17 protein-coding genes are annotated in these 16478 nt (G+C 58.8%); 12 read left to right on the top strand and 5 right to left on the bottom strand.

The genetic code is table 11. The features are described from left to right. The first annotated feature begins 59 nt into the window (after nt 1-59). The gene (locus tag O3A94_09880) at nt 60-668 is read left to right on the top strand and encodes a PA14 domain-containing protein (protein ID MDA1356563.1); all 609 of its coding nucleotides are present in this window, start codon (nt 60-62) and stop codon (nt 666-668) included. A gap of 135 nt (nt 669-803) precedes the next feature. Here the strand turns inward: O3A94_09880 and O3A94_09875 are convergent, their stop codons facing one another. Then, a complete protein-coding gene (locus O3A94_09875; GenBank protein MDA1356562.1) occupies nt 804-1307 on the bottom strand; it encodes a hypothetical protein in 504 nt (167 codons plus the stop codon). Between the two features lie 406 nt (nt 1308-1713). Here O3A94_09875 and O3A94_09870 point away from each other — a divergent pair, with 406 nt between their 5' ends. The 6 genes from O3A94_09870 (at nt 1714) to O3A94_09845 (ending at nt 8796) form a co-directional block, all read left to right on the top strand. Beyond that, nucleotides 1714-3636, top strand: coding sequence for an ABC transporter substrate-binding protein (locus O3A94_09870; GenBank protein MDA1356561.1), 1923 nt, complete (start codon nt 1714-1716; stop codon nt 3634-3636). A gap of 25 nt (nt 3637-3661) precedes the next feature. Beyond that, nucleotides 3662-4894, top strand: a complete 1233-nt coding sequence (locus O3A94_09865; protein MDA1356560.1) for a glycosyltransferase — start codon at nt 3662-3664, stop codon at nt 4892-4894. A gap of 46 nt (nt 4895-4940) precedes the next feature. Then, nucleotides 4941-5771: a class I SAM-dependent methyltransferase gene (locus O3A94_09860; protein ID MDA1356559.1), complete on the top strand. Its 831-nt coding sequence runs from the start codon at nt 4941-4943 to the stop codon at nt 5769-5771. A gap of 103 nt (nt 5772-5874) precedes the next feature. Continuing rightward, nucleotides 5875-6873, top strand: coding sequence for an ABC transporter permease (locus O3A94_09855; protein ID MDA1356558.1), 999 nt, complete (start codon nt 5875-5877; stop codon nt 6871-6873). After that, nucleotides 6870-8051 (top strand): ABC transporter permease, encoded by a 1182-nt coding sequence (locus O3A94_09850; protein MDA1356557.1) that lies wholly within the window; start codon nt 6870-6872, stop codon nt 8049-8051. Before O3A94_09855 ends, O3A94_09850 begins: the two co-directional genes overlap by 4 nt. 124 nt (nt 8052-8175) lie before the next feature. Next, entirely contained in the window at nt 8176-8796 is a 621-nt protein-coding gene (locus O3A94_09845) for a cytochrome P460 family protein (protein MDA1356556.1), read from the top strand. Here the strand turns inward: O3A94_09845 and O3A94_09840 are convergent. Together O3A94_09840 and O3A94_09835 are read right to left on the bottom strand one after the other, a co-directional pair. After that, nucleotides 8793-9632: a class I SAM-dependent methyltransferase gene (locus O3A94_09840; protein ID MDA1356555.1), complete on the bottom strand. Its 840-nt coding sequence runs from the start codon at nt 9630-9632 to the stop codon at nt 8793-8795. The two genes, O3A94_09845 and O3A94_09840, sit on opposite strands and share 4 nt — an antisense overlap. A 16-nt stretch (nt 9633-9648) precedes the next feature. After that, the gene (locus O3A94_09835) at nt 9649-10482 is read right to left on the bottom strand and encodes an MBL fold metallo-hydrolase (protein MDA1356554.1); all 834 of its coding nucleotides are present in this window, start codon (nt 10480-10482) and stop codon (nt 9649-9651) included. 194 nt (nt 10483-10676) lie between these two features. On the opposite strand from O3A94_09835, the gene O3A94_09830 reads away from it, so the two are divergent. Both O3A94_09830 and O3A94_09825 read left to right on the top strand, forming a co-directional pair. Next, nucleotides 10677-11435 (top strand): enoyl-CoA hydratase-related protein, encoded by a 759-nt coding sequence (locus O3A94_09830; GenBank protein MDA1356553.1) that lies wholly within the window; start codon nt 10677-10679, stop codon nt 11433-11435. Nucleotides 11436-11468: 33 nt separating this feature from the next. After that, nucleotides 11469-12704 carry an MFS transporter gene (locus O3A94_09825; protein ID MDA1356552.1) on the top strand — a complete coding sequence of 412 codons (1236 nt, stop codon included), beginning with the start codon at nt 11469-11471 and terminating at the stop codon, nt 12702-12704. 1 nt (nt 12705) lies between these two features. On the opposite strand, the gene O3A94_09820 is transcribed toward O3A94_09825, so the two are convergent. Then, nucleotides 12706-13395, bottom strand: a complete 690-nt coding sequence (locus tag O3A94_09820; GenBank protein ID MDA1356551.1) for a response regulator transcription factor — start codon at nt 13393-13395, stop codon at nt 12706-12708. A 105-nt stretch (nt 13396-13500) separates the two neighbouring features. Here O3A94_09820 and O3A94_09815 point away from each other — a divergent pair, with 105 nt between their 5' ends. From O3A94_09815 to O3A94_09805, 3 genes are all read left to right on the top strand, one after another. Further along, on the top strand, nt 13501-14106 hold the full coding sequence (locus O3A94_09815) for a GNAT family protein (protein ID MDA1356550.1): 606 nt from the start codon (nt 13501-13503) through the stop codon (nt 14104-14106). A gap of 125 nt (nt 14107-14231) precedes the next feature. After that, the gene (locus O3A94_09810; protein MDA1356549.1) at nt 14232-15182 is read left to right on the top strand and encodes a hypothetical protein; all 951 of its coding nucleotides are present in this window, start codon (nt 14232-14234) and stop codon (nt 15180-15182) included. A gap of 9 nt (nt 15183-15191) precedes the next feature. Then, nucleotides 15192-15737, top strand: a complete 546-nt coding sequence (locus tag O3A94_09805; protein ID MDA1356548.1) for a L,D-transpeptidase family protein — start codon at nt 15192-15194, stop codon at nt 15735-15737. Between the two features lie 19 nt (nt 15738-15756). Here the strand turns inward: O3A94_09805 and O3A94_09800 are convergent, their stop codons facing one another. Continuing rightward, nucleotides 15757-16455, bottom strand: a complete 699-nt coding sequence (locus O3A94_09800; GenBank protein ID MDA1356547.1) for a YggS family pyridoxal phosphate-dependent enzyme — start codon at nt 16453-16455, stop codon at nt 15757-15759. Nucleotides 16456-16478: the final 23 nt, after the last annotated feature.

Below are 16478 nucleotides of genomic sequence, written 5' to 3'. Positions count from 1 at the left end.
CACTCAAAAATCGCGCGGCACGGACACGCGTGGCTTTTGCCTTTTCGCCAGGCCTTTTTATGTTGCTTGCACTCGCGGTTTCTGTCGCGGTTTCCGTCACGCTTTCGATGGCGCTCCAGTCATCCGCCGCCTACGCAGAGGGCGCGCAAGCCGCCGACCCACAGCCTGAGGCCGACGTGCTCGAGCCGGGCCTCGCCGTCGATTACTACTATATGAAGCTGAATTCTCTGGACGAATTGTATAGCTGGTTGGATCACAAGAAGCCGGATCCGGGCGCGCCGCTAGCGAATATAGATTTTGTCGCCAACCAGAAGGGTCCAGTGCTTGGCACCGATCGTGGCTCAATTGTGGCTGCCATCATTACCGGCTTTGTCCGTTTTCCGGAATCGGGGCGATTCAAGCTTCTCGCCCTGGTCAATGATGGCATGCGCCTGTGGGTCGGGCAAAACGATAGCAAGCCGCTGCTAGATGACCCGCGTAGGCTCGCGGACCGCTTAGTCGGCCCCGCCGACATCAGCGTGGAAGCCGGCATATGGTATCCCTTGAAGCTCGAATATTTCCAGAAGAAGGGCACGTCGGCGCTTGTATTGGCGTGGATGCGGCCGGGCGCCGATGAAGGCGAAGAAGAGGTCATCGAAGCAGAATATTTCGCTCACCTCCCGAAGTAGGAATTTTTCCGAATGAAGATTCGCGGCGTCTCCTAGAGCATTTCACGTTCACTTGCGTTCACGCGAAATGCTCTCGCGCTATTTGATTCAAGCAAATGCGTAGTCGCAGGTGATGCCACCTGCTCGGGGATTGCTCTAAGGCAGCGCCACGGCGCGGTACATAAAATAGACCCCCGGCGCGACACCCTGCGGCAGCGACTCTAGCGGCCAAATCGCCGCACCGAGCGCACGATCGCTGAGGATGACCGCACCGGGCGCAGCCAAGGGGCGGAGCGCCGGTCCGAGCCAAGCAACAAGTTCGGCGTCGCGCGCCGTGTCGGCGCTGCCAATATCGCCATGAATAAGGACGGCCGGAGCGCCGATCCGCGCCAACGCGTCAGGCAGCGTTTCTTTAAACTCGCCGCGTAGTAAGTGCGCCGCATCGGGAATGCAATCGGGATGGGCGGAAACGTCGCGTTCGAAGACATAGATATCACGCCCGGGGAAAAGTTCACGCAGATGGTCGTAGGTGCGGCCATTGCCGAGGCCAAATTCCAATATGGGGCCGTCCATGCCGGCAACCAGCTGCGCCGCCATATTTAAGCAGGCGCGTTGCGCCTTTATCCGGCGAATGAATTGATCGAGACGGCTGTCTTCCATATCGCCTACTTATTGGCTCCTTCATCAGCCGCCCAAACGGCGCTGAAGCAATAATAAACGGCACCAGCCGGGACTTACCAGCGCGATTGATTTGTTCGACCGGAAAAGGCCTATATGATAACCTCAGCGAACTTTGGCGGCCGGCAGGCGCAAGGGCCGATAAGACGTGAATGAAGGCAATGACCGGAATTCTGGGGGCGAAACAATGGTTACAATTTGCGCGCTGACGCGGGCAGGGAAAAATCATCGCGACATGCGCGGCGGCGGATATGCCTGCGACAGCAACACACGCGCCCGCACGACCACGGTGTGTGCCACAGTTCGCGCTGCGGTGTGCGCCATCAGGACTTGCCGCTAGGCAACGCTGCGGAATCGCGATTTCGTGCCAGTTCAACAACCCCTTTGCTTGAGATTGCCCGGCACCGCACTGCTGGCCAGCGTGCTGGCCGTAGTGTTGCTCGCTGCCGTCATGGGCGGGGCGGAGAGGGCTGACGCCCAAACTTATATAGAGACCCCATCGCTCGAAGCGCGGGTTGCCGCAGGCGAACTAGCGCCGATTGCCGAACGCCTGCCGACCGAGCCGCGGGTGGTCGCGATGGATGGCAAAAAACGCGTGGCTGGCCGCCATGGCGGCCGGTGGCGCATGCTGATCCATCGTTCCAACGATGTGAAAATGTTCTCGGTCTATGGCTACACCCGTCTCGTAACCTACAACGAAGCGCTGGACCTGGTGCCTGATATTCTCGCCGACGTGATCGCCGAGAACGAGCGCGTCTTTACGCTCAAACTCCGCGACGGACATAAATGGTCGGACGGCCATCCCTTCACGAGCGAAGATTTTCGCTATTACTGGGAAGATGTCGCCAACAATGAAGAGCTCTCGCCTTCTGGTCCACCGCGCGCGCTGCGAGTGAACAGTGAACTGCCGGTGGTCGAGATTATCGACGAAACGACGGTACGCTATAGCTGGTCGCAGCCCAATCCGACATTTTTACCCTCGCTCGCCGGCGCGGCGCCGCTGTTCATTTACCGGCCGGCCCATTATCTCGAACAATTTCACGGTCGATATAAAGAAAAGAAAAAGAAACTGGGCGCGCTCACCAACCGGCTGTTGCGGAGTTGGGCGGCGGAGCACAATAACAAGGACAATCTGTACAAATTTGACAATCCCGACCTGCCCACCCTGCAGCCCTGGACCAACACAACCCGTCCGCCGGCGACCCGCTTCGTCGGGTTGCGTAATCCCTATTTTCACCGCGTCGACCCGAACGGCCGGCAGCTGCCGTATTTCGATGAGGTCACGATGACGGTGGCCGACAGCAAGCTGATCCCGGCCAAGGTTGGCTCGGGCGAAGTGGATTTGCAGGCCCGGAACTTAAACTTTAGCGACTACACATTTCTCAAGGAAGGCGAAGAGCGGCACAACTATACTGTGCGGCTGTGGCGCACGGCGGGTGGCGCGCGCCTGGCGTTGTACCCCAACCTCAATATCAAAGATGAGCGCTGGCGCGCCCTGTTCCGCGACGTGCGCTTCCGTCGTGGGCTGTCGATGGCGATCAACCGCCACGAAATCAATCAGGTGATGTATTACGGCCTTGGTATCGAGGGCAACAACACGGTGCTTCCTGGCAGCCCGCTGTTTGAGCCGCGCTATCGCGACGAATGGGCAAACTATGATGTGGTGGCGGCAAACCATTTGCTGGACGAGACCGGCCTGACAGATGTCGACGACGATGGATTCCGCTTGTTCGCCGACGGCGACCGGCTTGAAATCATCGTCGAGACGGCAGGCGAAGATACCGAGCAATCGGATGTGCTGGAGTTGGTGCGAGATGCGTGGGCTGAGATCGGCATCAAAGTCTATACCAAGCCATCACAGCGCGAAGTCTTCCGCAACCGCATCTACGCTGGCGAATCGCAAATGTCGATCTGGACCGGCTACGAAAATGCCATGCCCACCGCCGATATGAGCCCCGAAGAATTCTCCCCGACCAGGCAAACAAGTTTGCAATGGTCGCAGTGGGGCCAACATTACGAGACCTCAGGCATGTCAGGAGTGGCGCCCGAATTACCCGCCGCAGCGCGGCTTTTGGAATTGCACGAAGAATGGTTCCGTGTCGGTAAGGGACCGGAGCGCCAACGCATTTGGCATGATATTCTCGACATCCATGCCGATAACGTCTTTACGATCGGGCTTATCAGCGGAGTCCTACAGCCCGTCGCCGTGGCGAATAACCTTCGCAACGTGCCTGAAGTCGGAATTTACAATTGGAATCCTGGATCACATTTAGGCATCTACATGCCCGATACATTCTGGTTCGACGAGTAACCGGAAGCTCAGGGAAACGAAGCATATGAGCCAAAATGGTAGTTCGCGCATACTGATATACAGCCATGATACGTTCGGATTGGGGCATCTGCGGCGGTGCCGGGCAATCGCCCATCATCTGGTTGAACAGAACAAGCAATTGACGGTGCTGATCCTATCGGGCTCGCCGATCATCGGCAGTTTCGATTTTCGCACCCGCGTGGATTTCGTACGCGTGCCAGGCGTGATCAAGCTGAGAAACGGAGAATACACGTCGCTCAGCCTGCACATGGATATCGAAGACACGCTCAGGCTGCGCTCCTCCATCATCAAACACACGGCGAGCATATTCGACCCAGACGTGTTCATCGTCGACAAGGAGCCGATTGGTCTCCGCGGCGAAGTCAAAGAAACTCTGGAAATGCTGAAGGAGCGCGGCACGCGCCTGATTCTCGGGCTGCGCGATGTTATGGACGAGCCAAAACTCCTCGCCGCCGAGTGGCGCTCAAAAAACGTCCGCCCGGTGGTGGAAGACCTGTATGACGAAATTTGGATCTATGGCTTGCCGCAAATATGCAATCCGCTAGAAAATTTGGGGCTGAGCGAGAAGACCCAGCGCAAGACTATCTATACCGGCTACCTGCCGCGCCAAGTCGGCACCGCGCCGATTTTGCCCAACCTCGACATCGTCAAGCGCCCGTTTCTGCTGGCCACCACCGGCGGCGGCGGCGATGGCGAGGAGCTGATGGATTGGGTGCTGAGCGCCTATGAATCGGATCCGCTGCTGCCCTATCCCGTGCTGCTGGTGCTCGGACCGTTCATGCAGCCCGAAGCGCGCGCGCGTTTCGCTGAACGCGCCGACAAACTGGAGCGGGTCGAAACCATCACATTCGATCCGCATCTGGAGAGTTTGATGACCCATGCCGCCGGTGTTGTCGCCATGGGTGGCTACAATACTTTTTGCGAGATTCTGTCGTTCAACAAACGGGCGCTCATCGTGCCGCGCGAGAAACCGCGCCTTGAGCAACGCATCCGTGCCGTGCGGGCGCAGGAGCTTGGGCTGGTCCAGGTGCTCATCAACGACAACAAACGGGACCCGGCCAAGATGGCCGCGGCGCTGCGCGCCATGCCCAAGCAAAAGCTGCCTTCTGAAGTGGTAGTGCCAGGATTGATGGAGGGCCTGTTTAACGTCAACCGGCTGATGACGCCGTGGCTGTACCGCGCTTCGGAGCCCGACGCCGACGCCAAAACCGTGCACAATCTGATGGATGAAGCCTAGTGCCTGCAATTGCAACACCGCCAAAGCCAAAGCGGGCATCAGACCAATGACGGAAGCGCCCAGGGCAGCAATAGGCTTTGCTCCCGCACTGTTCCGTAGTGTCTTCCGGCACCGCTTGCGCAAACTTGCGTTCCGCATGGGCTATAATTTTTCGCTGCGCAAGATTCCTCAGTACGACCGCCACCGCCGGATTCTGAATGTGCCGCACGACATGGAGCCGGAATTTATCGCGCTCTACGAGCGCGCGCGCGCCTATACCCTGACTTCTGTTGAATGCATGTACACGCTCTATCAGACTGTTAAATTCATCTCTCGGAACAATATCCCGGGCGACATGGTGGAATGCGGTATATGGCGCGGCGGCAGCTCGATGATGATTGCGCTGACACTGGAAGCCCTGGGCGACCGGTCGCGCGATATTTTTCTCTATGACACCTATACCGGCATGACCAAGCCCGAGAATGTCGATGTACGCAGCAAGGACGGCATGGAGCAGGTTTCCCGTTGGCAGGCGTTTCAACGCGACGGCTATAACGAATGGGCCCATGCGACATTGACGGAAGTCCGCGCCAATATGGCCGCCACGGGCTATCCCGAGAGCAAGCTGCATTTTGTTGAGGGCGATGTGGAGATGACCATACCCACCACCGCGCCCGAGAAAATCTCGTTGCTCCGGCTGGACACTGATTGGTATCGCTCGACGCGTCACGAACTGACCCATCTCTATCCGAGACTATCGCGCCAGGGCGCCTTGATTATCGACGATTACGGTGCTTATGAAGGTTCCCGAAAAGCCACCGACGAATATTTCGCCGACGCGCCGATATTTCTTGGCCGCATCGATGAGGCGGCGCGGATCGGGTTCAAATGGGATTGATACAGACCCCAGCTGACATAACGGGCTGGCGCCAGCGCCGTGACGCGCGGCCGGGGTTTTTGTGTGACAGGCCCAGGTCGGCGCGCGACTCAGGAGTTGCACGATGCTGACGTTCATCGTGCGCCGCATGCTGATCATGATTCCGACGATGCTGGCGATCAGCATCCTGACATTCATTATCATTCAGCTGCCGCCGGGCGATTATCTGACCACCTATATCTCCGAATTGCAGGCCCAGGGAGAAGGCTCCAACATCGAGAAGATCGAATTCCTGCGCCAGCAATACGGCCTCGACAAGCCGATGATCGAGCAATATGGCGTTTGGCTGCTGGGCATGCTGCAAGGCGATTTGGGATATTCGTTCGAATATAACATGCCGGTTGGCGACGTCGTCGGCGACCGCCTATTTCTCACCTTCATCGTCTCTTTCACGACCATCATTTTTACCTGGATCGTGTCGTTTCCGATCGGCGTGTATTCGGCAACGCATCAATATAGCGCCGCCGACCACGGCCTGACCCTGTTGGGGTTTCTTGGCCTGGCGACGCCTAATTTTCTGTTGGCGCTGGTGCTGCTCTATGTCGCCAATATCACTTTCGGCACATCGATCGGCGGATTGATGGATCCGGAATATCTTGGCCAACCCTGGAGTGGTGGGAAATTCCTCTCGGTGCTCGAACATCTGTGGGTTCCGGTGATCGTGATCGGGACCTCCAATACGGCTGGCATGATTCGCCGTTTGCGCGCCAATCTACTTGATGAATTGCAGAAGCAATATGTCGTCACCGGCCGCGCCAAGGGCCTGCCGCCGGGGAAATTGTTGATCAAATATCCGCTCCGCATGGCGCTCAACCCGTTCATCTCGGACATTGGCAATATTCTGCCGCAGGTGATCTCCGGCGCGGCCATCGTCTCGGTGGTGCTATCGCTGCCGACGACCGGGCCGATGCTGCTGGATGCGCTACGCACCCAGGATATGTATCTGGCCGGCTCGTTCCTCATGTTTATGGCGTTCCTCACCGTTATCGGCGTGTTCGTCTCCGATATTCTCCTGGCGGTGCTTGACCCGCGCATTCGCCTCTCCGGCGGTGTGACGCGATGAGCGAACGCGACCAAAAGGATTCCGGGTCCGAACCGCTGAAGCATTTCGTCAGCGACGCGCCGTTCGATCCTTATTCGACCGATGAACTGACGCCCGAGCAGGCGCGTTTCTACATGGCCTCGCAATGGCAAATGATGTGGTGGAAACTGAAGCGCCACCGCATCGCCGTGATCGCCGGCATCTTTCTTCTGGTGCTCTATTTCGTGATCATCATCGCCGAGTTCGTGGCACCGTATAATTTGCACAGCCGCGATATCGACCATATCTACGCGCCGCCGCAAGCGGTGCAGCTATTTCACGAAGGCAGCCTGCGTGCGCCCTTTGTGTACGGTTTTAATTATCACCTCGACATGGAGAATTTGCAGCGCGTCTATGAACGCGATACGTCAAAAATCCATACGATCCGCTGGTTCTGCCTTGGCGATGAATATGAATTTTGGGGCATGATACCTGGGCGATTCCATTTCATATGTCCGGCCGAAGACGGCACTCTGTTCCTGTTCGGTACCGACAGACTAGGGCGCGATATGTTTTCGCGCGTCATTGCAGGCTCGCGCATCTCGCTGACGGTCGGCCTTATCGGCATCAGCATCAGCTTCCTGTTGGGCCTCATTCTGGGCGGCATATCGGGCTATTACGGCGGCTGGATAGACACCGTCATCCAGCGCCTGATCGAGATCATCCGCTCGTTCCCTGAGCTTCCGCTATGGATGGCGCTCTCCGCCTCCTTACCGGTCAACTGGTCGCCGATCATGGTCTATTTCGGCCTCACTATCATTCTCGGGCTGATCGACTGGACCGGCCTGGCGCGCGGCGTACGCTCGAAACTCCTGGCGCTGCGCGAAGAAGATTTTGCCACGGCCGCGATGCTGCTCGGCGCCCGGCCGAGGCGAGTCATCGGGCGCCATCTGATCCCCAGTTTCATGAGCCATTTGATTGCTTCGGCGACGCTCTCCATTCCGTCCATGATTCTCGGAGAAACCGCGCTGTCCTTCCTCGGGCTGGGGCTTCGCCCGCCGATCACAAGCTGGGGCGTGCTGTTGAACGAAGCACAGAACATCAACGCGGTGGCGCTCTATCCGTGGCTGATGCTGCCCGTTGTGCCGGTTATTCTGGTCGTGTTAGCGTTTAATTTCTTCGGCGACGGTCTGCGCGACGCCGCCGATCCCTACAAATAAGAGACCGCGCACGCGCTATCACGCATTGTTGAGCGCGATTTATTGGCGCTCGGCGCCCTGCAGCAACATATATCTCACAGGGCTGCTATCGCTCAGGGCTGCCACAACTGTTGGACCTCTGGTAATGATTCGTATTCGCACGCTGATGCTCGCCGCGCTTTTTCTGGTATTTTGGCCCGCTTATATTTCAGCAGACGACGTGGTTCTCGAAAGATGGCCCGAGGGCGGCCATATTCGCGTTCTCGATCCGCGTGCTCTTGCACCCGACGAGGCGGAGAAAATTTACGACGCGCTATTGGACAGCTTGGTCACCGGCTATCTCAAATCGGGTATGGATAAAATGGATTACCGCGCCTGGAAGCGGCTCAACACCACGCCCTATATTTCGGATCAGCACGGCTCTCGGTTCGTCAATGTGTACCTCAACGACAAATCGAGTGATTTCTTCACAGCGAGTGCGGATCAGCCGATGCCGGTCGGCAGTATCGTAATCAAGGATTCGATTTCCGCGGTCGAATCTGGCGGCATTTCACGCGGGCCACTGTTTACGATGGAGAAAATGCCGCCGGGCTTCGCGCCTAGATTCGGCGATTGGCGCTACGCGATGATCATGCCCAACGGCAAGCTATTCGGCACAACCGGCGGCGACGGCAACCGGGCGGTTGAATTTTGCGGCGAATGCCATCTCCAGGTAGCAGAGCGCGATCACCTGTTCGAGCTGCCGGAGGAATTTTTGCGGCGCTAAATCTTGCGCAGCCAGAGCGACGATTCGAAAGCGCCCTCCGGTCGTAAAATGCGCGAAACGCCAGTGCGGCCGAGAACTTCACGCATTCTCGATACCACGAAGTGACTGGCGAACACCGGTGCGTAGGATTTCGAAGTCAACAGCGCTGCCACGGCAAGCTGTTCGTTGTAACCGCGCCACGCCCAGTGCGGCGGATAGTCATCAGGCAGGAAAATATCGTGAAAATGTACCAGAACGCCCGATGGCAGGGCGGGCAGGGCGCGGTTGATCAACAGGTCGACATCCGAGCCCGGCATCAGGACATGGCTTGAATCGATAAACAGCATATCGCCCCGACTGAGCGAATCGAATACTTGCAGGCCGATGTCCTGCACTGGCGCGCGCAGCAATTCGAGGTCTGGAATGCCAGCCAGACTGCTGCGCGGATGAGGATCAATGGCGGTGATGCGGCCGTTGATGCCACCGTCGCGCATGGCGCGGGCGAGAAAGCGTGTGGAATGGCCGGAGCCGACTTCAACGATATGACGCGGCCGTCCAGCCCGCACCAAGGTATAGGCCGCCGCCGCATCAAGGCGGGGAAACCAATCCTGGTTCCAGCGCGGCTCGGGCGGCGAATCCACGCTAATTTTCTTGAGGTCGGGGAGGAGCCCATCCATGCCTTCGAGCAAGGTGCGGAAATCATCCTCATACGCATGTAGCAATTCACCGAGAACGGCGTAAGGCGCCCGCCCGCCCGGGCGCGGCAAGGCATGCGCATAACGATAGGGAATAAAGAAACCCTTCTGCGCCAACCCTAATACTGTTGCCAGACCCATCACCGTGCGGCGCATGCTCATGACATCGCGCGCTTGGTCAAGGGCGCAGCACCAAACCCTCGCGCGCGACGACAGTGCCGGGGCGCGCCGCGGCCGCGTCATGCGCTATTTGGTCCATGAACTTGTCGTCATGTCCCGGATCGTGATGAAAAACAACGAATGTTCCTGCGTCCGCAATGTTGCACAGCTTGACGCCTTCGTTCCAGGTCGAGTGACCCCAACCAACATGTTTAGGATATTCCTCTTCCGTATAGGTCGAATCATAAATCACCAGATTTGCTGATCTGGTCAATTCGACCAGCGCTTCGTCGGGACCGTCTTCAGTGTGTTCGTGATCAGTCAGATAACAAATGGAGCGGCCGTCAAATTCAATACGGTAACCAGAGGCGCGGTTGGGGTGATTGAGATGGGCGGTACGCACCACGATACCAGGCCGAGGTTCGATGGTGTCACCGATGATGAAATCTTCGAACACAATATTGGCGCGCAGGGTCTCTGAATTTAGGGGATTTAGGGGGTCATTCAAAAGACCGAGCATAAGGTCCTCGATACGATGCTCGGGAATCAAATGCCCGGCCCGAATATGAAGCCGCGTTTCCGCGTCCAAGCCGGGAGAAAAATGCGGCCAGCCCCAAATGTGATCATAATGGGTGTGCGTGAGGAATAGGTCAGCATCGAGCGGGCCTTCGCCGCGCAATCTCTTTCCCAGTTCTGAAAATCCGGTCCCGGCATCAAAAATCAGCAAATGTTCGCCGCACCGCACTTCGATGCACGATGTGTTGCCACCATAGCGCGAGGTTGCCTCTCCTGGGCAGGGGATGCTGCCTCGCACGCCCCAAAAGCGCACGAAAAATTCGAGCTCTGTGGCCACGCGTTTCCCCGCCAAAGTTTCATCTAGAATTGGCCGCAGTCTGCCTCAAGCGCCGCTCGGGCGAAACCCCAAATCGAATACATTCTTTTTCACGTCGTCTACACAGGAGCGCTCACCTGAAGTAGGGTTTGCCCAGATTCGCCGTGCCGGCCCGCCGTCGCCTCTCGCAACCTTCGCCAACCAGAGAAATCCTCATGACTCCGTCGATCGAACTGACCATAGATGGCCACTGCGCCACATTGACGCTCATGCGCGAAGCGGAACTTAACCGTCTGCGCGAGGCTGACTTGACGCGTCTGGAGACACTAATCGAACAAATCGATGCGGCCGCGGATGTTCGCGTGATCATTCTTACCGGGAGCGGAGCGAAATGTTTCAGCGCGGGGTTCGAGATCAGCGAAATCGAAGGCGCCGATTGGGAGAAGAATCAGTTCGAGCGGACCGTCCGGCGGCTCGAAGAGGCACGCCCGGCCGTCATCTGCGCGCTCAACGGTTCGGTTTATGGCGGCGCCTGCGAATTGGCGCTGGCCTGCGACTTCCGCATCGGCGTCATCGGCATGGAACTGCGTCTGCCGCCTGCGGCGCTTGGTCTGATCTATTTCGCGTCCGGATTGAAGCGGATCGTCTCGCGCGTTGGCCTCGGCGCCGCCAAGCGCCTGTTGCTCACCGGCGAGCGCATGGACGGCGAGACATTGCTGAACATCGGCTTTCTCGATCGTCTGGTTGAACCTGAGGCGCTGGCCGGTGAATGCGACGCATTAGCGGCCCGCATCGCCGCCCTCTCGCCGCGCGCGGTCGCGGGTATGAAGGGTCTCTTAAACGATATCGCGGCGGGACAGTTGGACGAAGCGGCGGCGCGGCAAATCGCGCTGGACTCGTTCCGCTCCGAGGACGCCAAAGAAGGCATTCGGGCGTTCAAGGAAAAACGCGCGCCACGTTTTACCGGCCGCTAGACCCATAAATCTGACAGCAAACTCGGAAACTTAGTGGCGTCAGAACCTCATTCCGCCAGCGTCGCGGTGGAGCCGCCGACAAGCTGGTCTGGTGTTGCGCTCGGCCTCGGCCTTGGTGCGCTCGCCGCCTATCATTTGTTCAAGCTGCCACCGGTCCTGCCGATACTGCTCAGGCAATATGACTACGGTCTGTTCGCGGCCGGCGGCTTTATGTCGATCTATGCCGCCATCGGTCTCGCCACCTCAGCCTTGTTGGGCGCGAGATTGCAGCGGTACGGGATGCCGCCGTTCCTGCTCGCCGCGGCGTTGCTCTTTATCGTCGGCAGCGTCGTTACCTTGGCCGCGCCTGCCGCCATTCCCTTAATGTTTCTGGCGCGCGGATTTGAGGGACTGGGCTTTGCGATTCTCGCCGTCACCGCGCCGGTGCTGGCGACCACCAGTGCCAGCAGCCGCCACAAGACCATCGCCATCGCGCTTTTTGCGGCGTGGATTCCGTTGGGGCAATTGATTGCCATGGGCGTCGCGCATCCGTTTGTCGGGAATGCCGAATGGCGCCCGGTATGGTGGGTCGGCATCGGACTCACCGTGGTGGTGATCGGATTGGGCTGGCGCGCGGCGATCCACAATGCGCCACGCCGCGCCGCGGCAAACTCCGGCGGCCCCATGCCGCTTGGCGATTTCTCCCGGCGCCACCGCTTGGCACTGGCCCTGGTGGCGGCGAGTTTTACCCTGTGGTCGACGGAAATGTTCGCCATGTTGACATGGCTGCCGCAATATTTGGTGGAGGCGCGAGGTCTGGGCGCCGAGTCCACCATTCTCGCCTATGCCATACCGTCAATTTTGATACTTATCTTCAGTATCGCGAGCGGCTTTCTGTTGCGCGCCGGGATGCCACTCGCCCCCGTCCTCGCACTCAGCCTAGCCTTTCAGGCTGCGGTTTGGTTTGGGTTACCCTATTTGGACAACAGCCTTCTCGGGTTGGCAGGGCTCATTATTTTCGGCATCGCTGCAGGAATCTCGGCGACTTTTCTGTTCGCGGCGCCAGCGCTGATCCTCGGCGCCGCAAACGCCGGCGGCAGCGCTTTCGGTATCATCATGACCGGGCGCAATTTCGGAGTCCTGCTGGGGCCGATCCTGCTGCCGCCCGTTTTGCTTAGCATGGGTTCATGGCAGGGCATCGGCCAGGTGTTCGGCGGCGTGTCAGTGGCCGGAGCATTTGCAGCCCTGGCGCTCAGCCTGATGTTGGCGCCGCGCGGCGGCGCGCGTTAACTTATCGCACGAGCCGGTAACCGCCGCCTTCCGTTACCAGAAGCTGAGCACTGGAAGGGTCTACCTCAATCTTCTGGCGCAGCCGGTAAATATGGGTTTCCAACGTATGTGTGGCAACGTCGGCGTTGTAGCCCCAGACTTCGTTCAAAAGGACATCGCGTCCGACCACTTCGTCGCGGGCGCGGTAAAGATATTTGAGGATCGCGGTTTCCTTTTCGGTCAGGCGAATTTTGCGCTCGGTATCTGGGTCTATCAGAACCTTAGCGGCCGGGCGGAAGGTAAATCGGCCGATGCTGAAGGTCGCATCCTCACTTTGTTCATGCTGGCGCAACTGGGCGCGGATACGCGCCAACAGGACGCCGAGGCGGAATGGTTTGGTGACATAATCATTGGCGCCTGAATCGAGGCCAAGAATCGTGTCGGCTTCGCTGTCGGCGCCGGTCAACATGATGATTGGCGCCTTGACGCCGTTCCGCCGGAAGAGCTTGCACAATTCGCGACCGTCCATGTCGGGCAGGCCAACATCGAGCAAAACCAGATCGAAGCTTTTAGTTTTGACGATTTCAAGCGCCTCACCGCCATTGACCGCCTCGGTGGCGAAAAATTCCTCGTAGACGCCAAGCTGCTCGGCCAGGGATTGGCGCAAGGCGTCGTCATCGTCGACCAGTAAGATACTCTTGCGGGTAGTCATAAACACATCCGAAGCAATGTCATCATCAGATAAGGTAAATAGCCGTCACCTATACAGGACATAGATAATGGTGAAAATTCATCAAACCGCAATGGCGAGGTATCGATGGCTGGTGACGCACCTATGAATATTTCGGCCACCACATTGAGTGGACCGGTGGTGATGCTAGAACCATTGCGGCGGAATCATTTGCGCGGCCTTAGAGAAGCGGCACGGGGCACTGATATCTGGCAATACATGGCCGCCGATCTGTCCGACGCAGACAGCTTGGAGCCGTGGTTTACGGAAACCCGTCGATTGGAGAAAACCCGGCAGCAACTATCCTTTGCCATCCGAATGACGCAAGGCGGTGCGCTCGTCGGCAGCACCCGCTATTTGAATATCGCAGCGGAGCACCGCCGCCTCGAGATTGGCTGGACCTGGCTCGCGCCAAGCCATTGGGGCGGGCGTGCCAATGCGGCGGCAAAATTGCTACTGCTAGAACATGCCTTCGAGACACTGGGCGCCCAGCGGGTCGAACTGCGGACCGATGCGCTCAACCAGCGCGCTCGCCGCGCGATCTTGAAATTGGGCGCGGTGGAGGAAGGATTGTTGCGCCGCCATATGGTGATGCCCGGAGGCCGCGTGCGCGACACCGTCCAGTTCGCGGTAATCGACGAAATCTGGCCCGCGGTCAGGGCCACGCTCGAAGCACGAATCAGCGAATCCTAGGCGCATTCAGCCCGGCAAAATTTGCCGCTGTGGTGATTTGACTGTGAAGCACCGCCAAAAGCTTTTGATATCGCACCACCAATTTTTGGCCCGCCTTTTGCAAGAGTAACGTGAAAGGATTCGCCGTGGCATTCGACAATCTGCAATTCATGAGCACGCGCGATCGCGCGAGCGTTCAATACCATGACAAATTGTTTGGTCTCTCCGGCGCGCCGAGAGAGCCGAATAGCGGCAGGGAGTTCAGCCAAGTCATCGCCGAGGCCGCCGGATTGGACGGCGAAAGCGTGCTGGCCGAGCGTGAGACCGAGGCGTTTTTCGGTGCTGACGGCTTCGGCTTTGACGATTTTCTCGATCTCATCAATCCACTACAGCATATTCCCCTCGTCTCAACCATCTACCGCGAACTTACCGGCGATACGATCTCCCAGGGCGCACGCATTCTGGGTGGCGCCATTTTCGGCGGCTCGATCGGCTTCGCGGCGGCGCTCGGCAATGCGGTGGTCAAACAGGTAGCCGGCAAAGATGTCGGAGAACTTGCGCTGGCGCTGTTCGATTCAGATCCGCGCGAAGACGAGAGCCGCAACGCCGCGTTTACGCCGACACCAGTGGTAAGCGATCCGGAAACTGAAGTTCTGACCAGAATCGCTCCCGCGGCTGGCCCGACGCCGGCGCCGCTGATTGATATCGCGCCCGAAGAAAATCCGGCCGAATTGACACCGCGCCCAGACGCGCTTGGATTTCTCGACCGCATGGATGAAGGACAGAAAGCGTTGCTGCTGTCCTCGCTCGGCGTCGTGCCCGACTCGGTGGAGACTCCCGCGATCGATACAGCTGTGCGCAACGCAATCCTTCATTCGAAAGAAGCGAAGACGCTCATCCCGCACGCTTCCGCGGCTTCGGACACTGTATTCTCGGCCGGCAACAAAATGGATTGGCCAGAAGTAGCTGTGCCGCCGGGCGTCGATCCAGCCTCGCCTGATTGGGTCGCCGAAGCCATGAGTAGGGCTCTCGACAAATACGAAAAATCCTTTGGCGGCGCGCACGATCGCGGCGATCTCTTGGATTCCAAAATTTAGGATGCGGGCATGAGCGGTGGTCCATCCGATCGAAATACGGCTCCGGAAAGCCGCGACCTGAGGGTCGATGAATCGGGAATACTGCGCTGGAATGAGGCCCGCTTTCCGTGCGCGCTGGGCCAGGGCGGCGTCCGCCGCGAGAAAATCGAGGGGGACGGCGCCACGCCGCTTGGCATGTTTCCCTTGCGCCGCGTGCTCTATCGCCCCGACCGGCTGGCGCCACCGCGCACGGCGCTTCCTCTGGCGCCGCTGTCGCCGCGCGACGGCTGGTGCAACGACGCCGAGCACCCGCTTTATAATCACCAGATCCGCCAACCCGTGCAGGCGAGTTGCGAACTTCTGTGGCGCACAGATTCGCTCTACGACGTAATCGTCGTGCTCGGCCAGAATGACAATCCTGTGGTGCCGGGTGCCGGAAGTGCGGTGTTCCTGCATATCTCGGGCGAGGACCTCAAACCGACGAATGGCGGCGTGGCGCTACGTAAAGAGGATTTGCTGGCTATTCTCAGCGCCGTGCATCCGTGTGCACGGCTCTGCGTTGAGAAATCAGAGTGACGAGAATCGCTGGGCGGCTCTAAACCGGCCGCGCACCGAAAATTGCGCTGCCGACTCGGATATGCGTGGCTCCGAAGGCGATGGCGGTCTCGAAATCAGCGGTCATGCCCATGCTCAATTTGGTCAGACCATGGCGCTCGGCAATTTTTCTGAGCAGGGCAAAATGCGGCGCCGGCTCCTCGCCGTTCGGCGGCAAGCACATGAGCCCGACCAGCGGCAAGGCGTATGTTTCCCGGCAAGCCTCGATCAGGGCATCTGCGTCGCCCGGCAGCACACCCGATTTCTGCGCTTCCTCACCGGTATTGACCTGGATGAAACATTCCGGCCGGCGCCCGGATTGTGCCATTTCATCTGCAACCGCGCGGGCCAGCTTGTCGCGGTCGAGCGAGTGAATAGCGTCGGCCAGAGCGACCGCTTCGCGCGCCTTGTTGCTTTGCAAGGCACCGATGAGATGAAGCCGCGCCGCAGGATATTGCGCTTTCAGGGCCGGCCATTTGCTTTCGGCTTCCTGCACCCTGTTTTCACCGAAATCAATCTGTCCGGTAGCCAGCACCGGCAGGATAAATTCCGCCGCGCGTGTTTTCGACACGGTGATCAGGGTAATATCCGCCACGTCGCGGCCGGCCGCCTTGGCGGCGGCGGCAACGGCTCCAACAACTCGCGAATAATTCGCGGTAACAGATGACGATCCATCCGATTGCATGCTTTCTTGCGCCATGACAGCCTGTCCACCTCGTTGCC

It is taken from the genome of Pseudomonadota bacterium (genome assembly GCA_027624955.1).
Classification (GTDB): domain Bacteria; phylum Pseudomonadota; class Alphaproteobacteria; order UBA828; family UBA828; genus PTKB01.
Note: the sequence above shows the minus strand (reverse complement) of the source record. Positions and strands in the feature narration are given on the sequence as shown.

What these genes read in the sequence shown, in the direction of transcription:
- O3A94_09880 (MDA1356563.1), top strand. Translation starts at nt 60, where the DNA reads ATGTTGCTTGCACTCGCGGTTTCTGTCGCGGTTTCCGTCACGCTTTCG.
- O3A94_09875 (MDA1356562.1), bottom strand. Translation starts at nt 1,307, where the DNA reads ATGGAAGACAGCCGTCTCGATCAATTCATTCGCCGGATAAAGGCGCAA.
- O3A94_09865 (MDA1356560.1), top strand. Translation starts at nt 3,662, where the DNA reads ATGAGCCAAAATGGTAGTTCGCGCATACTGATATACAGCCATGATACG.
- O3A94_09860 (MDA1356559.1), top strand. Translation starts at nt 4,941, where the DNA reads ATGACGGAAGCGCCCAGGGCAGCAATAGGCTTTGCTCCCGCACTGTTC.
- O3A94_09855 (MDA1356558.1), top strand. Translation starts at nt 5,875, where the DNA reads ATGCTGACGTTCATCGTGCGCCGCATGCTGATCATGATTCCGACGATG.
- O3A94_09850 (MDA1356557.1), top strand. Translation starts at nt 6,870, where the DNA reads ATGAGCGAACGCGACCAAAAGGATTCCGGGTCCGAACCGCTGAAGCAT.
- O3A94_09845 (MDA1356556.1), top strand. Translation starts at nt 8,176, where the DNA reads ATGATTCGTATTCGCACGCTGATGCTCGCCGCGCTTTTTCTGGTATTT.
- O3A94_09840 (MDA1356555.1), bottom strand. Translation starts at nt 9,632, where the DNA reads ATGAGCATGCGCCGCACGGTGATGGGTCTGGCAACAGTATTAGGGTTG.
- O3A94_09830 (MDA1356553.1), top strand. Translation starts at nt 10,677, where the DNA reads ATGACTCCGTCGATCGAACTGACCATAGATGGCCACTGCGCCACATTG.
- O3A94_09820 (MDA1356551.1), bottom strand. Translation starts at nt 13,395, where the DNA reads ATGACTACCCGCAAGAGTATCTTACTGGTCGACGATGACGACGCCTTG.
- O3A94_09815 (MDA1356550.1), top strand. Translation starts at nt 13,501, where the DNA reads ATGGCTGGTGACGCACCTATGAATATTTCGGCCACCACATTGAGTGGA.
- O3A94_09805 (MDA1356548.1), top strand. Translation starts at nt 15,192, where the DNA reads ATGAGCGGTGGTCCATCCGATCGAAATACGGCTCCGGAAAGCCGCGAC.
- O3A94_09800 (MDA1356547.1), bottom strand. Translation starts at nt 16,455, where the DNA reads ATGGCGCAAGAAAGCATGCAATCGGATGGATCGTCATCTGTTACCGCG.